This window comes from Achromobacter pulmonis (genome assembly GCF_002885955.2).
Classification (GTDB): domain Bacteria; phylum Pseudomonadota; class Gammaproteobacteria; order Burkholderiales; family Burkholderiaceae_B; genus Achromobacter; species Achromobacter pulmonis_A.
In genome coordinates, this window is sequence record NZ_POQS01000005.1 from 125,012 (window position 1) to 143,744 (window position 18,733).

Below are 18,733 nucleotides of genomic sequence, written 5' to 3' on the forward strand. Positions count from 1 at the left end.
ATTATAATGAGCCGCATGCCGCGTATCTCGACTGCTTCTCCGCGCGCTTCGCGCAATACCCGTAACGGGCCTTCGCCCCTGCAGACGCGTCTGTCCGCGTTGCTGCGCGAAGCCCGATGGATTCTGTTCGCCGCCCTGGCGGCCTGGCTCACCCTGGTGCTCGCCACCTGGAGTCCGTCCGATCCTGGCTGGTCGCATTCCGTCCCCGCCGGCGCCATCCACAACCGTGGCGGCACGCTGGGCGCCTATCTGGCCGACATCCTGCTTTATCTGTTCGGTTTTTCCGCCTGGTGGTGGGTGGTGTTGCTGCTGCACCGCGTGCGCGCGGGCTACCGCCGCCTGGCCAGCCATCTCAAGGTAACGAACGGTAAGCAACCGGAAGTGCTGCCCCGCGTCCACTGGGAAGAGGGCATCGGATTCTTCCTGCTGCTGGTCGGCTCGCTGGGCATGGAGGCCCTGCGCCTGGCCAGCCACGGCACGCGCCTGCCGGGGGCGTCCGAAAACGCCAGCGGCGCCGGCGGCGTCATCGGCCAGACCCTGGCCGACCTGATCGGCCGCAGCATCGGCTTCACCGGCAGCACGCTGGCCTTCCTGGTCATGCTGGCGATCGGCCTGAGCCTGTTCTTCTCGTTCTCGTGGCTGTCGGTCGCCGAGCGCGTGGGTTCCTGGCTGGAGGGCCTGTTGCGCCGCGTGCGCGATTCCTACACCGCGCGCCAGGACCGCAAGGTCGGCGAGGTCGCCAAGGCCGTGCGCACCGAGCAGGTGGTGGCCAAGCAGGAAAAACTGGTCCACGAGCAGCCGGTGCGCATCGAGCCCGCCATCACCGTGGTGCCCAAGTCCGAACGGGTCGAAAAGGAAAAGCAGCAGTCGCTGTTCTTCGCCCCGTCGGGTGGCGCCGAGGGCGACCTGCCGGCCATCAGCCTGCTGGACCCGCCGCTGGCCAACCAGGAAACCGTGTCGGCCGAAACCATCGAATTCACCTCGCGCCTGATCGAAAAGAAGCTGGCCGACTTCGGCGTGTCCGTCACGGTGGTGGCGGCGCAGGCCGGCCCGGTCATCACGCGCTACGAAATCGAACCGGCCACCGGCGTCAAGGGCAGCCAGATCGTCAACCTGGCCAAGGACCTGGCGCGCGCGCTGAGCCTGGTCAGCATCCGCGTGGTGGAAACCATCCCCGGCAAGAACCTGATGGGCCTGGAACTGCCGAACCCGCGCCGCCAGATGGTGCGGCTGTCCGAGATCCTGGGGTCGCAGACCTACCACGCCAGCCATTCCGTCGTGACGATGGCGCTGGGCAAGGACATCGCCGGCAACCCGGTGGTGGCCGACCTGGCCAAGATGCCGCACCTGCTGGTGGCGGGCACCACCGGTTCGGGCAAGTCGGTGGGGATCAACGCCATGATCCTGTCGCTGCTGTACAAGGCCGACGCCTCCCACACCCGGCTGATCCTGATCGACCCGAAGATGCTCGAAATGAGCGTCTACGAAGGCATCCCGCACCTGCTGGCGCCGGTGGTCACCGACATGCGCCAGGCGTCGAACGCGCTGAACTGGTGCGTGGGCGAGATGGAAAAGCGCTACCGCCTGATGAGCAAGATGGGCGTGCGCAACCTGGCCGGCTACAACACCAAGATCCGCGAAGCCATCAAGCGCGAGGAACCGATCCCGAATCCGTTCTCGCTGACGCCGGACGCGCCCGAGCCGCTGTCGCCGCTGCCCACCATCGTGGTGGTCATCGACGAACTGGCCGACCTGATGATGGTCGTGGGCAAGAAGATCGAAGAGCTGATCGCGCGCCTGGCGCAGAAGGCGCGCGCGGCCGGCATCCACCTGATCCTGGCTACCCAGCGCCCCAGCGTGGACGTCATCACCGGCCTGATCAAGGCCAACATTCCCACGCGCATCGCCTTCCAGGTCTCGTCCAAGATCGACTCGCGCACCATTCTCGACCAGATGGGTGCCGAAACCCTGCTGGGCCAGGGCGACATGCTCTACATGCCGCCGGGCACCGGCCTGCCGGTGCGGGTGCACGGCGCCTTCGTGAACGACGATGAAGTCCACCGCGTGGTCGAAAGCCTGAAGTCGCAGGGCGAGCCCAACTACATCGAAGGCCTGCTCGAAGGCGGCCTGGACGGCGACGGCGAAGGCGCCAGCAGCGTCACCGGCATCGGCGGCGACGCCGAATCCGATCCGATGTACGACCAGGCCTGCGAAGTGGTGCTCAAGCACCGCCGCGCCTCGATCTCGCTGGTGCAGCGCCACCTGCGGATTGGTTACAACCGTGCGGCGCGGTTACTGGAGCAGATGGAGCAATCGGGTATGGTGTCGGCGATGCAATCCAACGGCAATCGCGAGATCCTGGTTCCCGCGGCGGCCGCCCGTGAGGAAGCCTGATGAAGACGTTACGCCGACTGGCCGCCGTGGCGGCCCTGACCCTGGCGCCCGCCGTGGCGCTGGCCGCCAGCGCGCAGGAACAGCTGCGCGCCTTCGTGGCCACGGTCTCGTCCGCCACCGGTTCGTTCTCGCAATACACCGTGAACAACCAGGGCCGCACGCAGCCGGCCCAGACCGGCGTGTTCTCGTTCCAGCGCCCCGGCAAGTTCAAATGGGCCGTGCAAAAGCCCTATGAGCAGCTGGTGGTGTCCGACGGCCGCAAGGTATCGCAGTTCGATCCCGACCTGGCCCAGGTGACCGAGCGCAAGGTCGACGCCGCCATCGGCACCTCGCCGGCGGCCATCCTGTTCGGCTCGGGCTCGCTCGAACAGTCTTTCGACGTCTCGGCGCTGCCGTCCAAGGACGGCGTCGACTGGCTGCGCGCCAAGCCGCGCACCGCGGACGCGGGGTTCTCGCGCGTGGATATCGGCATGAAGAACAACCTGCCGGTGCGCGTCGAACTGCTGGATTCCTTCGGCCAGACCACGCGCGTGGACCTGTCCGACATTTCCGCCAATCCCCAGCTTTCCGCCAAGGAATTCGAATTCGTCGCCCCGAAGGGCGTCGATGTCGTGAAGATGTGAGCGGCGCGGGGCGCGCGGCGCCCCACGACCCACGACCTTTCGTCAGCCGGCGCGCTTGTACGCCACGCAATCCACCTCGACCTTGGCGTCGACCACCAGCGACGACTGCACGCAGGCGCGGGCCGGCGGATGGTCGCCGAAGTACTCCCTGAACACCTTGTTGAACGAGGCGAAGTCGCGCGCGTCGTCCAGCCACACGCCGCAGCGCACCACGTGCTCGCGCCCGTAGCCCGCTTCGTGCAGGATGCCCAGCACCTGTTCGATGGCCTTGCGGCTCTGGGCGACGATGCCGCCTTCGATGACTTCGCCGTGTTCCATCGGCACCTGGCCGGACACGTACAGCCAGCCGTCGGCCTCGACCGCGCGGGCGAACGGCATGTGCGAGCCGCCCTGGCCGGTGCCGCCGGCGACTCCGTAGCGCTTGATGCCGTTATCGTCGGCGGTGGAAGCGTTGCTCATGGCTTTCTCCTTGGAATGATGATGCGCGGTTAAACGAAATTCCTGCGCAGGTCGCCGTTGCGCGGCAGCCAGCGGCCGGCGCGCTCGCCGGTGGGCTGGCCGTGGCGGTACGACAGCGCGCCGTTGACCCACACCGCCTCGATGCCGGCGGCGGTCTGCACCGGAGCGTCGAAGGTGGCGCGGTCGATGACCGTGGCCGGATCGAACAGCACCAGATCGGCATGATAGCCCTCGCGCAGCAGGCCGCGCTCGGCCAGGCCGAAGCGCGCCGCCGACAGGCCGGTCATCTTGTGCACCGCCTCGGCCAGCGGAAACAGGCCCACGTCGCGGCTGTAGTGGCCCAGCACGCGCGGAAACGCGCCCCACAGCCGCGGGTGCGGCATGGGATCGTTGGGCAGGCCGTCCGAGCCCACCATGGTGAGCCGGTGCGACAGCACGCGGCGCACGTCGTCCTCGTGCATGTTGTGGTAGACGGCGCCGGCCGGCTGCAGCCGCGCGGCCGCCTCCAGCAGGCTCACGCCCCAGTCGGCGGCGATGGCGGCCAGCTTGCGGCGGGCCTGCTCGGGATGCGGCACGGACCAGGTGATGTCGATGTCGAACTCGTCGGTGACCTGCTTCAGATCCAGCGTGGACGAGCTGGCCGAATAGGGATAGCAGTCGCAGCCCACGTGCTGCAGCCGTCCGGCGTTCTCCAGCGAGGACAGCACTTCGCGCGTGCGGCCCCAGTTGCCGGCGCCGGCGCATTTCAGGTGCGACACCACCACCGGCACGCGCGCATGGCGCGCGATGTCGTAGGCCTCCTGCATGGCCTCCAGGATGGCGGCGAATTCCGAGCGCAGGTGGGTGGTGTAGAGCGCGCCGAATTCGTCCAGCGCCTCGGCCAGCAGCTTGACTTCGTCGGTGTCGGCCTCGAAGGCGGAAGCGTAGGCCAGGCCGGTGCTCAGGCCGATGGCGCCGTGGGCCAGCGCGTCGCGCAATTGCGCGCGCATCGCCAGGATTTCGGCATGCGTGGCGGGCCGGTCGAGCCGGTCCATGTGGTTGCTGCGCAGGGCGGTATGGCCCACCAGCGCCGCCACGTTGACGGCGGGGCCGGCGGCCTCGATGGCGCGGGTGTAGTCGGCGAAGCTGGGGTAGCTGAAGTCTTCGCGCCCGCCCAGCAGGTTCATCGGGTCCGGCGGCTCGCCGCGCAGGGTCACGGGCGAGGCGCTGATGCCGCAGTTGCCCACCACCACGGTGGTCACGCCCTGCGACAGCTTGGGCAGCATGCCGGGCGTGCGGATGACGTTGGTGTCGTCGTGCGTGTGCACGTCGATGAAGCCGGGCGCCAGCGCCAGGCCGGCGCCGTCGATGCGCTGGCGCGCCTGCGCGCCGGGCAAGTCGCCGATGGCGGCGATGCGTCCGCCGTCCAGGGCCACGCTGGCCCGGTAGGCGGCGCCGCCGGTGCCGTCCAGGACCTGCACATTGCCGATGAGGGTGTCGTACATCTCGTGTTTCCGTTCAATCGCCCAGCGGCAGGCGGTTGGGGCCGCCCCGGTGTTCGTCCAGCACCAGCTTGATGCGGCGCAGGCGTTCGCGGTTTTCTTCCTGGTTCAGCATGGCCAGCTCGGTCGAGAGCAGGTCGATGGCCAGCATCATGGCGTAGCGCGAGGCCGAGGGCTTGTAGATGAAATCGGTTTCGTCGGTGCGGATCGGCAGCACCACGTCGGCCAGCGCGGCCAGCTCGGAGGTGGCGTCCGTGATGGCCACCAGGCGCGCGCGGTATTGCTTGACGATGCGGGCCGCGCCCACGATTTCCGGCGTCAGGCCGGAAGCCGACAGCACCAGCACCGCGTCGCGCTCGTCCAGCGTGGCCGCCACCATGCGCAGCAGCACGGCGTCGCTGTAGACCGCGATGGGATAGCCCAGCCGCACCAGGCGCGACTGCACTTCCTGCGCCAGCATGGCCGAGGCGCCGCCCATGCCGAATACGTAGATCATGCGCGCGCCGTCCAGCCTGGCGGCGGCGGCCTCGAACAGCGGCTCGGTGAAGACCGGCAGATGGGCGCGCAGCGTGCTTTCGATGTCGCCGTAGATGCGCGCGTAGAACGTGCTTTCCTCGGCCGGCGCGCTCGGGTCCAGGAAGCGGCTGCCGACCGTGCTGGCCTGGGCCAGCTTCATCTTCAGGTCGCGCGTATCGTCGCAGCCGACGGTGCGGGCGAAGCGCGAGATGGTGGCGATGCTGACGCCGGCCTTGGCCGCCAGCTGGTCGACGGTGGCGCTGGCGCTCCAGATGATGTCGTCCAGGATGGCGTCGGCCACCTTGCGCTCGGTCACGCTCAGTGCGTCGCGCCGGCTGCGTATCTGGAAGACGATGTCGCGGATGATGTTCATGGAGATTCCTGGTTTACCGGGCCAGCTCGGGATCGTCGAGGCGCGAACAGGCCGCGTAATGGCCGGGGCCCACGTTGACCGCCTGGACGGCGGTCGTCGCGCAGGCCTCGATCGCGTGCGGGCAGCGCGTGCGGAACACGCAGCCGGAGGGCGGATCGACCGGGCTGGGAATGTCGCCCTTGAGCAGGATACGCGAACGCGGGGCGCGCGGATCGGGCACGGGCGCGGCCGACAGCAGCGCGCGGGTGTAGGGATGGCGGGGGCTGGCGTAGACCTCGCGGGTCGGGCCGCGCTCCATCACGCGGCCCAGGTACATCACCACGACCTCGTCGCACAGGTAGTCCACCACCGCCAGGTCATGGGCCACGAACAGCATGGTCAGGCCCAGGTCGCGCTGCAGGTCCTGCAGCAGGTTCAGCACCTGCGCCTGCACCGACACGTCCAGGGCCGAGACCGGCTCGTCGGCCACGATGAAGTCCGGCTCCACCGCCAGCGCGCGGGCGATGCCGATGCGCTGGCGCTGGCCGCCGGAGAACTCGTGCGGATAGCGGCGGGCGTGGTCGGCGTTCAGCCCCATGCGCTCCAGCAGTTCGCCGATGCGGGCGGCGCGGCGGTGCTGCGCCAGCTTGTGGGTGTCCAGCGCCTCGCCCAGGATCTCGGCCACGGTCATGCGCGGATTGAGGCTGGCGTACGGGTCCTGGAACACGATCTGCATGCGGCGGCGCCACGGCAGCATCTGTTTTTCGGAAAGCGTGGTGATGTCCTCGCCGTCGAACAGGATGCGGCCGGCGGTGGGGGCGAACAGGCGCAGCAGCGCGCGGCCCGTGGTGGTCTTGCCCGAGCCGGATTCGCCGACCAGGCCGACGATGGTGTTGCGCGGCACGTCGAAGCTGACGCCGTCGACCGCGCGCACCACGGGCGCGTGGCGCGCCTGCGACGTGGGGAAATGGACCTTCAGGTCCTGGATCTGCACCAGCGGCGCTTCGGCGCGTACGGGAGCCGGTCGGTTCGTCATATCGGGTTCACCTTGATGCAGCGCGCGCGGTGGTCGTTCTGCACCGGCACGAGTTCGGGCACGGCCGCCAGACAGTCGTCGGCGGCCAGCGGGCAGCGCGGCGCGAACGTGCAGCCCGGCGGCAGCGACAGCACGCTGGGCACGTTGCCGGGAATGGCGCGCAGGCGCTCGCCCGAGGCCAGCAGCGCGGCGGTGGGAATGCAGGACAGCAGGCCGCGGGTGTAGGGGTGGCTGGGCTTTTCGAACAGGTCGTAGACGTCCGCGTCCTCGACCACGCGGCCCGCGTACATCACGGCCACGCGATGCGCGATCTCGGCCACCACGCCCAGGTTGTGCGTGATGAACAGGATGCTCATGTTCATCTCGGCCTGCAGCCGGCGCAGCAGGTCCAGGATCTGCGCCTGCACGGTCACGTCCAGCGCGGTGGTGGGCTCGTCGGCGATCAGCACCGCCGGATTGCAGGCCAGGGCCAGCGCGATCATCACGCGCTGGCGCATGCCGCCCGACATCTGGTGCGGATACTCCTTGACGCGCCGGTCGGCGGCCGGGATTTCGACGCGCTCCAGCATTTCGCGGGCGCGCTTGAGCGCCGCGGCGTACGAGCCGCCTTCATGCTGCAGCACGGCTTCGGCGATCTGGTCGCCCACCGTGTACAGCGGATTCAGGCTGGTCATGGGCTCCTGGAAGATCATCGCGATCTCCGCGCCGCGGATGCGGCGCAGCGTCGCCGCCGAAGCGCGGGCCAGATCGTGCTGCGCGCCCTGGCGGTCGCGAAACAGGATGCGCCCGCCTTCGATGCGGCCGGCCGGCTTGGGCAACAGGCCCATGATGGAAAGACTGGTCACGGACTTGCCGGAACCCGACTCGCCGACGATGGCCAGCGTCTCGCCGCGGGCCAGGTCGAAGGTCACGCCGTCGACCGACTTGGCGACGCCGTCGCGGCTGTGGAACCAGGTCTGCAGGCCTTCCACGGAAAGCACGATGTCTCGGGTGCTTGCGGTCATGATTACAGCTCCTTGCGCAGGCGCGGATCGAGGACGTCGCGCAGCCCGTCGCCCACCAGTTGCAGCGACAGCACGGACAGCACGATGGCGATGCCGGGGAAGATCATGATCCAGTCGGCCGAGCCCATGTACTGCTGGCCGGCGTTGATCATGGTGCCCCAGGTGGGAATGTCGGGCGATACGCCCACGCCGAGAAACGACAGCCCGGCTTCGGCCAGGATGGCGTAGGCGAAAATGAAAGTGCCCTGCACCAGCAGCGGCGAGACCAGGTTGCGCAGCACGTGCACCGTGACGATGCGCCAGGTCGGCACGCCCAGCGCGCGCGCCGCTTCCACGAAAGGCAGCTCGCGGATCACCAGCGTCGAGGCGCGCACGATGCGGGCCAGGCGCGGCGTATAGACGATGCCCAGCGCGATCACCACGTTGATCAGCGAGGGGCCGAGCGCGGCCACCAGCGAGATCGCCAGCAGGATGTCGGGAAAGGCCATCATGGCGTCGATCAGCCGCGAGACGAACTTGTCGGCCGAACGGAAGAAACCGGCGGCCAGGCCCAGCGCGATGCCCAGGATGCTGGAGACGATCACCACGGAAAAGCCCACCATCAGCGACAGCCGGCCGCCGTAGATGACGCGGCTGAACACGTCGCGGCCGAAATCGTCGGTGCCGAACCAGTGCGCCGCGCCCGGCGCCTTCAGCCGGTTCATGATGGACAGCTTGAACGGATCGTAGGGGCTGACCCATGGCGCCAGCAGCGCCGCGGCCACCAGCACGGCGATGACGATCAGGCTCACCAGCACCGTCTTGCGCGCCACCAGCAGGCGCAGCACCTGCCAGCGGTCGGCGCCGGAATTCGGGGAAGTTGCGATAGCCATATCAGATCAGTAACGCACTCGAGGATCGACCAGCAGGTACAGCAGGTCGATGAAAAGATTGATCAGGACGTAGATGGCCGCGATGATCAGCAGCGCGCCCTGGATGACGGGGTAGTCGCGGCGCAGCACCGCCGACACCACCAGGCTGCCCACGCCGGGCAGGCCGAACACGGTCTCGGTCACGACCGCGCCGCTGATCAGCAAGGCGGTGGTCAGGCCCAGCACCGTCAGGATCGGGATCAGCGCGTTGCGCACGGCGTGCTTGAGGATCACCTTGCGCTCGGGCAGGCCCTTGGCGCGCGCGGTGCGCACGTAGTCGTCGCGCAGCACGTCCAGCATGCTGGCGCGGATGAAGCGGGTGATCAGCGCCGAGTTCACCAGGCCCAGCACCACCGCCGGCAGGATCAGGTGCGACATGCGCGTGGCGAGCGAGGCGTCCGGGCCGCCGTAGCCGGCCACCGGCAGCCAGCCCAGCTTCACCGAGAACAACTGCATCAGCAGCAGCCCCAGCCAGAAGCTGGGCACGCTGGAGGTGAACATCGAGAACGACAGCACCGACTGGTCCAGCGTGGTGCCGCGCTTGACCGCCGACAGTATTCCCACCGGCAGCGCGATGGCGCTGGCGATCAGCAGCGACAGCAGCGTCAGCAGCAGCGTGGGTTCGGCGCGGTCGGCCAGCGCCGCCAGCACCGGCTTGTTCATGAAGATGGACTGGCCCAGGTCGCCCTGGGCCAGCTTGCCCAGCCACGACAGGTACTGCACCGCCATGGGCTGGTCCAGCCCCAGCTGCGCGCGCAGCGCGGCGNTTGTTCATGAAGATGGACTGGCCCAGGTCGCCCTGGGCCAGCTTGCCCAGCCACGACAGGTACTGCACCGCCATGGGCTGGTCCAGCCCCAGCTGCGCGCGCAGCGCGGCGATGTCCTGCTGGCTGGCCTGCGGGCCCAGCATCACCGCGGCGGGATCGCCCGGCGTGATGCGGATGATCACGAACACGATGGTCGCGACGATGAACATCACGGCCACCAGCCCGACCAGCCGGTTCAAGAGATAGCGCAACACGATGAAAGCCCCGAAAAAATTGGAACGCCGAAGGACGTGGAGGGCGGCGCGAACCGCCATGCCCCCCGCGCCCTCAAACCATTACTTCGCCGCCTTCCACGCATTCCAGAAGTACGGCCACGGCACGGCCCGGGTCCCTTGCAGCGACGGCGAGCGCGCGGCCTGCGCATTGAAGTCGCCGACCTTGATGAAAGGCACCTCGTCATACACCGCCTGCTGCACGTCGGCCCAGCGCTTGACGCGTTCTTCCTGCGTGCGGGCCTGGTTGAAGGCGTCCAGCACCTGGTTGCGGCGCGGCGTGTCCCACCAGCCCGGCGCGTCCTTGGACGGGAAGTCGATCAGCGCGGGCTCGGGCAGGAACGGGCTGTGGGTAATGAAGATGTCCCACAGCGCCGGGTCCTGGCGGCGCTGGGTCAGCGTGGCCCAGTCCACCACCTGCATGTCCACCGTGAAGCCGGCGGCCTTCAGGTATTCGGCGGCCACCAGCGCCATCTTGTAGTGGAACTCATACTGCTGGCTGGTCAAGATGCGGATCTTGCGGTCCTGCACCTGCGCGCCGTCCACCAGCTTCTTGGCCGCGGCGGCGTCGCCCTTGTTGTAGACCTTGCCGCCCAGCGAGGTGGCCCACGGGAAGCCTTCGGGATACAGGTCGCCGTTGAGCTTGTAGAAATCCTTGTTGCCGAACGCGGCGTACAGCATGTCCTCTTCGTTCAGCGCGAGCTGCACCGCCTGGCGCACGGCCAGGTTGGACATGATGCCCTGCTTGGTGTTGAGCACCAGCCGGGGCCAGCCGAAAGGCTTGAGCATGACCGGATCGGAACGGCCGTTCTTGAGCTTGGGCAGCGACTCCACCGGCAGGGCGTCGACGTAGTCGAACTGGCCGGCCACCGCGCTTTCGACGCGGGTATTGGCGTTGCTGACCGGCACGAAGCGGATTTCGTCCAGGTATTGCTTGCGCGCGCCGCCGTAGCCGTCGGGCTCGCCATCGCGCTGCTTGTAGCCTTCGAAGCGGACCAGCTGGATGTACTGGTCGGGCACGCGCGCCTTCAGCTGATAGGGGCCGGTGCCGACGAACTCGGTCAGGGCGGGCGCGATCTTGCCCTTGGGCATGATGATGGCGGCGCTGTTGTTCATCGCCAGCAGCGCGGTCAGCGGCGCATAGGGCTGCTTGAGCGTGATGCGGACGGTGTTGGCGTCCGGCGCCTCGATGGCGCTGATGATCTTGGCGGCCATCTTGCCGCGCGTGGCGGTTTCGGTCCAGCGCTTGAGCGAGGCCGTCACGTCGGCCGAATCCATCCTGGAGCCGTCATGGAAAGTGATGCCCTGGCGCAGGGGAATGGTGTAGACCAGCCCGTCGGGCGACACCTCGGGCATCTTGTCGGCCAGCAGCGGCGTCAGGTTCCATTTGGCGTCGAAGGTGTACAGCGTTTCGAAGAAATGCTGCGTCAGGATGCCCACCAGGTCGGCCGTGCTGGTCATCGGGTCCAGCGTCGGCGGCTCGCCGACGGTGGCCACCGAGATCGTGCCTCCCTTGACCGGCGCGGCACTCAGGGCGGGGGACGACAATGCGGTCAAACCAATTGCGCCGGCCAGCAGCAGGCTATTGAGCCTGCCGCCTCGCGGGGAGGTGCGGAAGTTCATGATGCTCTCTCCAGAGGGTAGAAAACAGGATGTCGCGTGCGGATCGGGATTGCCCCGCGAGGGGGGCGGGAGGTCAGAAGAAAGTCGCGGCCACGTCGATGACGCCGTAGTGTTCGTCGACCAGCAGCACCTGGCGCCACTTGTCGAAAGTCAGGCAGGGGTGGGAGATGTCGAAGGCGATCATGTCGCCGACCTGGATGTCGTCGTCCGCGCCGATCTGCATGAAAGCGTGCTGGTCCATCATGGCGGTAAGCTTCCAGTGCGCGGGCGCGGCGTCCGGGGCCTGCGCGCCGGGGCGGTAGCGCAGGGCGGGCGTGGGCAGGCCGGCGTCGAAGGCGGCGTCGCGCTTGCCCAGCGCGACGATGGCGCGGCCCGGTTCGGGCAGCGATTGCACATAGGCCCAGACCTGCAGCGCCGGCTGCAGGCCGGGTTCCATGCCGCGGGCCACCGGATTGTTGGCGTTGATGCGCTCGGCCGCCGAGCGGTAGATGCCCACGTCGTGCGACAGGTAGCAGCCGGGGCGCAGCACGATTTCCAGCGGCGCGCCGATATCGACCTGCGAGAATTCCTCGGCTACCACGTCGAACCAGGCCGAGCCCGCGCCCGAGATCAGGGCGGGACCGTTCCTGCGCAGCCGGCCGGCGGCCGCCAGTTCGCCGAGCGCGCCGGTGGCGCGGCGCAGGAAGGCGCGGATGGCGCTTTCTTCCTGCAGCACGCCTTCGTAGACCTCGATGCCGGCCAGCGCCAGGCCGGGCCAGCGCGCGATCTCGTCGGCCACGGCCTGCAGCTGCGCCTCGTCGCGCACGCCGGTGCGCCCGCCGGCCGGGCCCAGCTCGATCAGCACCGGCAGCACCAGGCCCTGCTCGCCGAAATAGGCGCCCAGCTGGGCGGCGTTGGCGGGCGAGTCCACGATGCAGAAGTAGGTGAAGGACGGATCGCGCAGGAGCCGCGCGATGATGGCCATGTTGGCGCGGCCCACCAGCTGGTTGGCCATCAGCACGCGGCGGATGCCGTGGCGGTAGGCGGCCAGCGTCTGCGGCGCCGTGGCCAGCGTGATGCCCCAGGCGCCGCCGTCGATCTGGCGCTGGAACAGGGCCGGACTCATGGTGGTCTTGCCGTGCGGCGCCAGCTTGACCTTGTAGGCCTCCATGAAGCGCTGCATCCATTGCAGGTTGTGCTGCACCCGCGATTCGTACAGCACGGCCACCGGCAGGCTGACGTCCTCGCGCAGCAGATTCCATTGCAGCCCGGCCACGCCGGCGGCGTCACAGGATTCGGGGAAGGCGCCCAGGCCTTTGCCGTTCGGGTCCAGCGGGGCGGGGGAGGAGGAGGGCGTCATGGCGGCTTCCTGGAAAATATTTACCTTCAAATCGGATTTTTTTCATTATCCTGAAAGAAATTTACAAGCGGCAGCTAGGAGTTTCCCGTAGTGCGCGGCGGCGCGACAATGGAACGAACGCTTGGTCTCAGGAAAAAGGAAACGTCATGCTGAAAGTCGCTTTGGGCCAGTTCGCCGTCAGTCGCGTCTGGGAAGAAAACGCGCAGGTCTGCATCGACCTGATGGAACGCGCCCGCGCCGGCGGGGCCGGGCTGCTGGTGCTGCCCGAGGGCGTGCTGGCGCGCGACATCACCGATCCGCAGATCGTCCTGAAGGCCGCGCAGCCGCTGGACGGCCCCTTCATCGGCAAGCTGCTGGAGGCCAGCCGCGGATCGCCGCTGGCGACCATGATGTGCGTGCACGTCCCGACCGGAGAAGGGCGGGTCTGGAACACGCTGGTCACCCTGCAGGACGGCCGCATCCTGTCGCAGTACCGCAAGCTGCATCTGTACGACGCCTTCACCATGAAGGAATCCACCAACGTCACCGCCGGCGACGAGATCCCGCCCCTGCTCGACATAGGCGGGCTGCGCGTCGGCCTGATGACCTGCTACGACGTGCGCTTTCCCGAATTGGCGCGCCGCCTGGCGCTGGACGGCGCCGACCTGCTGGTCCTGCCGGCCGCCTGGGTGCGCGGCCCCTTGAAGGAAAAGCACTGGGAAGTGCTGGTCACCGCGCGCGCGCTGGAGAACACCTGCTACGTGGCCGCCACCGGCGAATGCGGCGAGCGCAACATCGGCTGCAGCATGGTGGTGGACCCGCTGGGCGTGGTGACGGCGCGTGCGGGCGAGGCGCCGGCGCTGGTGTACGCCGACATCGATCCCGAGCGCCTGGCGCACGCGCGCAAGGTGCTGCCGGCGCTGGCCAACCGCCGCTTCGCGCCGCCGCAGTTGGCCTAGGGCGCGGCATGGTGTAATGCTGGATTGATTATTCGCTTTCTCCCCCCCATCTGCTGCCAATGAGCAATGATCTCTTTGCGGCCGATCCCGCGCATCGGCCCTATGTGCCCCTGGCCGAACGGCTGCGCCCGCGCACCCTGTCCGACGTGGTGGGGCAGTCGCACCTGCTGGGTCCGGACAAGCCGCTGCGCGTGGCTTTCGAATCCGGCCGTCCGCACTCCATGATCTTCTGGGGGCCGCCCGGCGTGGGCAAGACCACGCTGGCGCGCCTCATGGCCGACGGTTTCGACGCGCAGTTCATCGCCATCTCGGCGGTGCTGGGCGGTGTCAAGGACATCCGCGACGCGGTCACGGTCGCGCAGGTGGCGCAGGGCCAGGGCCGCCGCACCATCCTGTTCGTCGACGAGGTGCACCGCTTCAACAAGTCGCAGCAGGATGCCTTCCTGCCCTATGTGGAAAGCGGGCTGTTCACCTTCATCGGCGCCACCACGGAAAACCCCTCGTTCGAGGTCAACTCGGCGCTGCTGTCGCGCGCCCGCGTCTACGTGCTGCAATCGCTGACGGCCGAAGAACTGCAACTGCTGGTCGACCGCGCCGAGCAGGCGCTGAACGACGGCCGCGAGCCCGGCGAGACCATCCGCATCGAGCCCGACGCGCGCGAACAGCTGGCGGCCTGGGCCGATGGCGACGCGCGCCGCCTGATCAGCGCGGTGGAAGTGGTGGCGGAATCCGCCCAGTCGGCCGGCCGCGACAGCGTGGACGCGGCCTGGCTGGAGATTTCGCTGTCGCAGAACCTGCGCCGCTTCGACAAGGGCGGCGACGCGTTCTACGACCAGATCAGCGCCCTGCACAAATCGGTGCGCGGCTCCAATCCGGACGCCGCGCTGTACTGGTTCTGCCGCATGATCGACGGCGGCGCCGATCCGAAATACCTGGCCCGCCGCCTGGTGCGCATGGCGGTCGAAGACATCGGCCTGGCCGATCCGCGCGCCACCGACCTGGCCGTCAACGGCGCCGACATCTACGAGCGGCTGGGCTCGCCGGAAGGCGAACTGGCGCTGGCGCAGGCGGTGGTCTACATGGCCTGCGCGGCCAAGTCCAACGCCGTCTACAACGCCTACAACCAGGCGCGCAAGTTCGCCGCCGAGCACGGCAGCGCGCCGGTGCCCATCCACCTGCGCAACGCGCCCACCAAGCTGATGAAGCAGCTGGGCCACGGCAAGGCCTACCGCTACGCGCACGACGAGCCCCACGGCTACGCCGCCGCCGAGCAATATTTCCCGGATGGACTGAATCCCTCCTTCTATCGGCCGACCGATCGCGGCCTGGAGGCTAAAATCCAGCAAAAGCTGGCATTCCTGCGTGAGCTGGACGCGCAGGAACGTGCCAGGAAACGCTAACGGGCCGCGCCCGTTGTCTCTCGCAACCTCACCGACCAAACCATGCTAGACCCGATACTGCTGCGCAAAGACCTGCAAACCGTCGTAGACCGCCTCAAGACCCGCGGCGTGTCCTTCGACACGGAACGGTTCAACGACCTGGAATCCCGCCGCAAGGCCGTCCAGACCGAAACCGAATCCCTGCAAGCCCGCCGCAACGCGCTGGCCAAGCAGATCGGCCAGCTCAAGGCCAAGGGCGAGGACGCCAGCGCCGTCATGGCCGAGTCGCAGGCCGTGCCGGTGCGCCTGAAGCAGCTGGAAGAAGAACTGGCCGCGCTGCAGCAGCCGCTCAACGATCTGCTGATGTCGGTGCCCAACCTGCCGCACGCCAGCGTGCCGCAAGGCGAGTCGGCCGACGACAACGTCGAGGTGCGGCGCTGGCTGCCCGGCCCGGCCGGCGCCGATGGCAATCCGCCGGCCCTGCCGTTCGAGGCGCGCGACCACGTCGCCGTGGGCGAGCCGCTGGGGCTGGATTTCGACACGGCCGCCAAGCTGTCGGGCGCCCGTTTTTCGTTCATGCGCGGCCCCATCGCGCGCCTGCACCGCGCGCTGGCGCAGTTCATGCTGGACCTGCAAACGGGCACGCACGGCTACACCGAGTGCTACACGCCGTACATCGTCAACGCCTCGACGCTTTACGGCACGGGCCAGCTGCCCAAGTTCAAGGACGACATGTTCGCCGTGTCCAAGGGCGGCGGCGACGACGATCCGAAACAGGATGAACAGGGCAAGCCCTATGTGCGCGAAGACCAGTACCTGATCTCCACTTCCGAAATCACGCTGACCAGCGTGGCGCGGGATACCATCCAGGCCGCGGCCGACCTGCCGCTCAAGCTCACCGCCCACACGCCGTGCTTCCGTTCCGAAGCCGGCAGCGGCGGGCGCGATACGCGCGGCATGATCCGCCAGCACCAGTTCGACAAGGTCGAAATGGTGCAGATCACGCATCCGGACCAATCGTACGAGGCGCTCGAAGAGATGGTCGGCCACGCCGAGCGCGTGCTGCAGCTGCTGGGCCTGCCGTACCGCGTGATGCTGCTGTGCACCGGCGACATGGGCTTCGGCGCGGCCAAGACCTACGACCTGGAAGTGTGGCTGCCGGCCCAGAACACCTGGCGCGAGATTTCCTCGGTCTCCAATTGCGAGACCTTCCAGGCCCGCCGCATGCAGGCGCGTTTCCGCAACGCCCAGGGCAAGCCGGAATACGTGCACACGCTCAACGGTTCCGGCCTGGCGGTGGGCCGCACGCTGGTGGCGGTGCTGGAAAACTGCCAGCAGGCCGACGGCAGCGTGCTGGTGCCCGAGGCCCTGCAGCCTTATATGGGCGGCCTGACGGTCTTGAAACCTTAGGTCCATCCACCGTTTGGAGGATAAAAAGGCGGAGTCTGCGGGCTCCGTTTTTTTTTATTATGTGGACATATTCCTGTCGCCGCCGGACATTAACCTGGCGGCGCTGGTGGCTGATTTTGATGTGAACAGTTGTGTATTGCAATAAAAGGGCCGGATAGTTGAGGCACAATACGCAATGTGTTCGACACGCTTCATTCACTTAAATAAAAAGGAGTTGTCCATGACTTCAAGAATGATTGGAGATTTTCGTGTGAGATGCTCCGTGGCCCGTGAAGACGAACAGGGCTACCGCGTGCAGATATGGACTCGCCGCATCGGCGGCACTGCGCCGGAAAAATGCTGGACCGTCCCGGGGCAGGCGCCTTTCGCCAACCTGCAAGAGGCCGAGCAGCAGAGCCAGCAGTTGTTCCAGGGCATCAATGGCGTGCGTTTCAACGGTGAACCGGAGTTTGCTCATGCGTCCGCATAATGGCTGGTGGCGGGCGTCGAGTACGCCGCGCCGATGGATCGACCTCGTCCAGGAATCGCCCCGCTGGGCCGACGGCAAAACCGGCCAGGCGCCGCAGCAGCCGCCCGCGCTGGCGGCCAAACCCGCGCAGGCCCCGGCGGCCTGAAGGCAGTTCCCCGGGGGCACCGGACATGCCCCGAACGCCGCGGCTATTTCCGCGGCAAAAAAAGGCCACTCGCGAGAGTGGCCTTGGTATTTCCGGCGCTGGCGTCCGATCAGTCGCGGTCGTGTCCGCGGCCGCGATGGTGATGCTTGTAGCCGCCGTGGCGATAGTAACCGCCGCGGTCGTAGTAGCGGCCGCCGCGATAATAGACCGGCGCCGGATAGACTACCGGAGGCGCGACGTATACCGGCGCCGGACGGTAATAGACCGGGGGCGGCGGCGGCACGTACACCGGCTGGGGCGCCACGTAGACCGGCGCCGGGAAAACCACCCCGGGCACGCCGATGGAAATGCCCACGTCCACCCGGGCCAAGGCGGCGCTCGAGATCAGCAGACCCGCAGCACCGGCACCAGCGATAAGCCATTTTTTCATGTTGCACCTGCCTGCTGCATGACGCAGCAAAGTTGAGTATTCGTTGAGCCTATTTTCCGGCTTTTTCGCCGGCCATTGGTAAGCGAGCCGGCCTCAATCGCGACAATCCGCAACCGTCCCCCAACCCGCGTTCCCCGCCTTGCTGCCCTGCAGCAGCCGTCGCCCGCTATGGTGAAACGGATGATGAAATCGATTGAAATCGGCTGGAATGCGGTGTAGTGGGGCGCCACGGTTACAGGCGGTCACGATCGGCGGGCGATTTCACGCGCGGGTGTTGCAGGAATGCGCCATTGCCGCGGCCGTCAGGCCTGCTGGCAGCGGAATTCGACCACCCAGACCCAGGGATTGGCGGCCCAGGCGTGGGCGCCGTAGCGTTCGCACCAGGTCAGGGCGAAGGCGGTCTGCAGCGGCACCCCGGGCAATAGCGACGAGGATTGGTAGAGCGCCGGGATGCCTTCGGCCCGGGCGTCGGCGTCGGACAGGTTTTGCAGCCGCTGGATGCGCACGCCCACGATCACGGCCGACGTGAACGGATTGCCGGCCTCGTCGGTCAGGAGAATGCTTTCGCCCGATTTTCCGTACGGACATCGGACCCAGCTGGAAGTTTTCCGCAGCTCGGCGGGATTATCCACGGACGGCCCCATGGCCACCCATCTTCCGGAATCCGACGCGTCGGCATACCAGACGGTAGTCGGTTTGGTAGGCTGCGGTTTCAAGATACGCCGGCTCTGTACTTTATCGCCGTTCAATACAGCCTGTTTAAGCGGTTCGCTGAATTGAAGAGATTGCCTTTTCATACACTCGCGGTTCCTCTCACGATCAAGGCATGCGCCACAGCGGCATTTGCCCAGCCGGCGCATGCGAGAGCGCGGTCCGAGCCTGGCATCTTGCAGTATGCCGCCTAGCGGTCATCATGTCAGGGGCTCGCAAGGGATGTGTGTCATTTTGAATACGTTGCGAGGAAGTTTGTATACTCGAAGCATGAACACAGACCTGCACGATCTCAAGCCGGGTTACTACTGGTACACCATGGCGAACGACCCGCTGGCCATCATCCATATTCATAAGGATGGCGGCGCCACGCTGATGGGCACGGATTACCGTATCGGCGCCGAAGGCGTGGCCGATATGGTGCGCCAGGGCGAACGCTTTTTCTGGATCGAACCGCCTCAAGTCTGAGCCGCC

General features: G+C 67.5%; 18 protein-coding genes and 2 pseudogenes. 8 read left to right on the forward strand and 12 right to left on the reverse strand.

Going from position 1 to position 18,733, the window contains the following annotated elements; genetic code table 11:
• Nucleotides 1-15: 15 nt before the first annotated feature.
• Together C1I89_RS19455 and lolA are read left to right on the forward strand one after the other, a co-directional pair.
• Entirely contained in the window at nt 16-2,394 is a 2,379-nt protein-coding gene (locus C1I89_RS19455) for a DNA translocase FtsK (protein WP_102774229.1), read from the forward strand.
• Nucleotides 2,394-3,017 carry an outer membrane lipoprotein chaperone LolA gene (gene lolA, locus C1I89_RS19460; RefSeq protein ID WP_102774230.1) on the forward strand — a complete coding sequence of 208 codons (624 nt, stop codon included), beginning with the start codon at nt 2,394-2,396 and terminating at the stop codon, nt 3,015-3,017. Before C1I89_RS19455 ends, lolA begins: the two co-directional genes overlap by 1 nt.
• Before the next feature lie 42 nt (nt 3,018-3,059).
• Here the strand turns inward: lolA and C1I89_RS19465 are convergent, their stop codons facing one another.
• The 10 genes and pseudogenes from C1I89_RS19465 to C1I89_RS19510 all read right to left on the reverse strand — a co-directional run bounded on the left by C1I89_RS19465 (nt 3,060) and on the right by C1I89_RS19510 (nt 12,777).
• Nucleotides 3,060-3,476, reverse strand: coding sequence for a RidA family protein (locus C1I89_RS19465; RefSeq protein WP_102774231.1), 417 nt, complete (start codon nt 3,474-3,476; stop codon nt 3,060-3,062).
• A 29-nt stretch (nt 3,477-3,505) separates the two neighbouring features.
• A complete protein-coding gene (locus tag C1I89_RS19470) occupies nt 3,506-4,960 on the reverse strand; it encodes an N-acyl-D-amino-acid deacylase family protein (protein ID WP_102774232.1) in 1,455 nt (484 codons plus the stop codon).
• A 13-nt stretch (nt 4,961-4,973) separates the two neighbouring features.
• Nucleotides 4,974-5,846 (reverse strand): MurR/RpiR family transcriptional regulator, encoded by an 873-nt coding sequence (locus C1I89_RS19475; protein WP_102774233.1) that lies wholly within the window; start codon nt 5,844-5,846, stop codon nt 4,974-4,976.
• 13 nt (nt 5,847-5,859) lie between these two features.
• Nucleotides 5,860-6,861, reverse strand: a complete 1,002-nt coding sequence (locus tag C1I89_RS19480) for an ABC transporter ATP-binding protein (protein ID WP_102774234.1) — start codon at nt 6,859-6,861, stop codon at nt 5,860-5,862.
• Nucleotides 6,858-7,865 carry an ABC transporter ATP-binding protein gene (locus C1I89_RS19485; RefSeq protein WP_102774235.1) on the reverse strand — a complete coding sequence of 336 codons (1,008 nt, stop codon included), beginning with the start codon at nt 7,863-7,865 and terminating at the stop codon, nt 6,858-6,860. Before C1I89_RS19485 ends, C1I89_RS19480 begins: the two co-directional genes overlap by 4 nt.
• Before the next feature lie 2 nt (nt 7,866-7,867).
• Nucleotides 7,868-8,737: an ABC transporter permease gene (locus C1I89_RS19490; RefSeq protein ID WP_102774236.1), complete on the reverse strand. Its 870-nt coding sequence runs from the start codon at nt 8,735-8,737 to the stop codon at nt 7,868-7,870.
• Between the two features lie 6 nt (nt 8,738-8,743).
• Nucleotides 8,744-9,541 (reverse strand): annotated as a pseudogene (locus C1I89_RS19495) (ABC transporter permease); the annotation flags it as partial.
• A 91-nt stretch (nt 9,542-9,632) separates the two neighbouring features.
• Nucleotides 9,633-9,857, reverse strand: a pseudogene (locus tag C1I89_RS35610) (hypothetical protein); the annotation flags it as partial.
• Nucleotides 9,858-9,878: 21 nt separating this feature from the next.
• Nucleotides 9,879-11,438, reverse strand: coding sequence for an ABC transporter substrate-binding protein (locus C1I89_RS19505; RefSeq protein ID WP_102774237.1), 1,560 nt, complete (start codon nt 11,436-11,438; stop codon nt 9,879-9,881).
• Between the two features lie 73 nt (nt 11,439-11,511).
• Complete coding sequence (locus C1I89_RS19510) at nt 11,512-12,777, reverse strand: amino acid deaminase (RefSeq protein WP_102774545.1); 1,266 nt, start codon at nt 12,775-12,777, stop codon at nt 11,512-11,514.
• 146 nt (nt 12,778-12,923) lie between these two features.
• Between C1I89_RS19510 and C1I89_RS19515 the strand changes: the two genes are divergently transcribed.
• The 5 genes from C1I89_RS19515 to C1I89_RS34585 all read left to right on the forward strand — a co-directional run bounded on the left by C1I89_RS19515 (nt 12,924) and on the right by C1I89_RS34585 (nt 17,118).
• On the forward strand, nt 12,924-13,715 hold the full coding sequence (locus tag C1I89_RS19515) for a deaminated glutathione amidase (protein WP_102774238.1): 792 nt from the start codon (nt 12,924-12,926) through the stop codon (nt 13,713-13,715).
• 59 nt (nt 13,716-13,774) lie between these two features.
• Nucleotides 13,775-15,115 carry a replication-associated recombination protein A gene (locus C1I89_RS19520; protein WP_102774239.1) on the forward strand — a complete coding sequence of 447 codons (1,341 nt, stop codon included), beginning with the start codon at nt 13,775-13,777 and terminating at the stop codon, nt 15,113-15,115.
• A 42-nt stretch (nt 15,116-15,157) separates the two neighbouring features.
• The gene (serS, locus tag C1I89_RS19525; RefSeq protein WP_102774240.1) at nt 15,158-16,504 is read left to right on the forward strand and encodes a serine--tRNA ligase; all 1,347 of its coding nucleotides are present in this window, start codon (nt 15,158-15,160) and stop codon (nt 16,502-16,504) included.
• A gap of 220 nt (nt 16,505-16,724) precedes the next feature.
• Complete coding sequence (locus C1I89_RS19530) at nt 16,725-16,973, forward strand: hypothetical protein (RefSeq protein WP_102774241.1); 249 nt, start codon at nt 16,725-16,727, stop codon at nt 16,971-16,973.
• The gene (locus C1I89_RS34585) at nt 16,960-17,118 is read left to right on the forward strand and encodes a hypothetical protein (protein WP_168202239.1); all 159 of its coding nucleotides are present in this window, start codon (nt 16,960-16,962) and stop codon (nt 17,116-17,118) included. Before C1I89_RS19530 ends, C1I89_RS34585 begins: the two co-directional genes overlap by 14 nt.
• Nucleotides 17,119-17,227: 109 nt before the next feature.
• On the opposite strand, the gene C1I89_RS19535 is transcribed toward C1I89_RS34585, so the two are convergent.
• Together C1I89_RS19535 and C1I89_RS19540 are read right to left on the reverse strand one after the other, a co-directional pair.
• Nucleotides 17,228-17,548: a virulence factor gene (locus C1I89_RS19535; protein ID WP_102774242.1), complete on the reverse strand. Its 321-nt coding sequence runs from the start codon at nt 17,546-17,548 to the stop codon at nt 17,228-17,230.
• Nucleotides 17,549-17,850: 302 nt separating this feature from the next.
• Nucleotides 17,851-18,345, reverse strand: coding sequence for a hypothetical protein (locus C1I89_RS19540; RefSeq protein ID WP_102774243.1), 495 nt, complete (start codon nt 18,343-18,345; stop codon nt 17,851-17,853).
• Nucleotides 18,346-18,529: 184 nt separating this feature from the next.
• On the opposite strand from C1I89_RS19540, the gene C1I89_RS19545 reads away from it, so the two are divergent.
• Nucleotides 18,530-18,727, forward strand: a complete 198-nt coding sequence (locus C1I89_RS19545) for a hypothetical protein (protein ID WP_181391022.1) — start codon at nt 18,530-18,532, stop codon at nt 18,725-18,727.
• Nucleotides 18,728-18,733: the final 6 nt, after the last annotated feature.

Coding starts and splice junctions, on each gene's coding strand:
- C1I89_RS19485 (WP_102774235.1), bottom strand. CDS start 7,865: ATGACCGCAAGCACCCGAGACATCGTGCTTTCCGTGGAAGGCCTGCAG.
- C1I89_RS19470 (WP_102774232.1), bottom strand. CDS start 4,960: ATGTACGACACCCTCATCGGCAATGTGCAGGTCCTGGACGGCACCGGC.
- C1I89_RS19475 (WP_102774233.1), bottom strand. CDS start 5,846: ATGAACATCATCCGCGACATCGTCTTCCAGATACGCAGCCGGCGCGAC.
- C1I89_RS19545 (WP_181391022.1), top strand. CDS start 18,530: ATGAACACAGACCTGCACGATCTCAAGCCGGGTTACTACTGGTACACC.
- C1I89_RS19490 (WP_102774236.1), bottom strand. CDS start 8,737: ATGGCTATCGCAACTTCCCCGAATTCCGGCGCCGACCGCTGGCAGGTG.
- lolA (WP_102774230.1), top strand. CDS start 2,394: ATGAAGACGTTACGCCGACTGGCCGCCGTGGCGGCCCTGACCCTGGCG.
- C1I89_RS19530 (WP_102774241.1), top strand. CDS start 16,725: ATGACTTCAAGAATGATTGGAGATTTTCGTGTGAGATGCTCCGTGGCC.
- C1I89_RS34585 (WP_168202239.1), top strand. CDS start 16,960: ATGCGTCCGCATAATGGCTGGTGGCGGGCGTCGAGTACGCCGCGCCGA.
- C1I89_RS19520 (WP_102774239.1), top strand. CDS start 13,775: ATGAGCAATGATCTCTTTGCGGCCGATCCCGCGCATCGGCCCTATGTG.
- C1I89_RS19535 (WP_102774242.1), bottom strand. CDS start 17,548: ATGAAAAAATGGCTTATCGCTGGTGCCGGTGCTGCGGGTCTGCTGATC.
- C1I89_RS19465 (WP_102774231.1), bottom strand. CDS start 3,476: ATGAGCAACGCTTCCACCGCCGACGATAACGGCATCAAGCGCTACGGA.
- serS (WP_102774240.1), top strand. CDS start 15,158: ATGCTAGACCCGATACTGCTGCGCAAAGACCTGCAAACCGTCGTAGAC.
- C1I89_RS19540 (WP_102774243.1), bottom strand. CDS start 18,345: ATGAAAAGGCAATCTCTTCAATTCAGCGAACCGCTTAAACAGGCTGTA.
- C1I89_RS19505 (WP_102774237.1), bottom strand. CDS start 11,438: ATGAACTTCCGCACCTCCCCGCGAGGCGGCAGGCTCAATAGCCTGCTG.
- C1I89_RS19455 (WP_102774229.1), top strand. CDS start 16: ATGCCGCGTATCTCGACTGCTTCTCCGCGCGCTTCGCGCAATACCCGT.
- C1I89_RS19515 (WP_102774238.1), top strand. CDS start 12,924: ATGCTGAAAGTCGCTTTGGGCCAGTTCGCCGTCAGTCGCGTCTGGGAA.
- C1I89_RS19480 (WP_102774234.1), bottom strand. CDS start 6,861: ATGACGAACCGACCGGCTCCCGTACGCGCCGAAGCGCCGCTGGTGCAG.
- C1I89_RS19510 (WP_102774545.1), bottom strand. CDS start 12,777: ATGACGCCCTCCTCCTCCCCCGCCCCGCTGGACCCGAACGGCAAAGGC.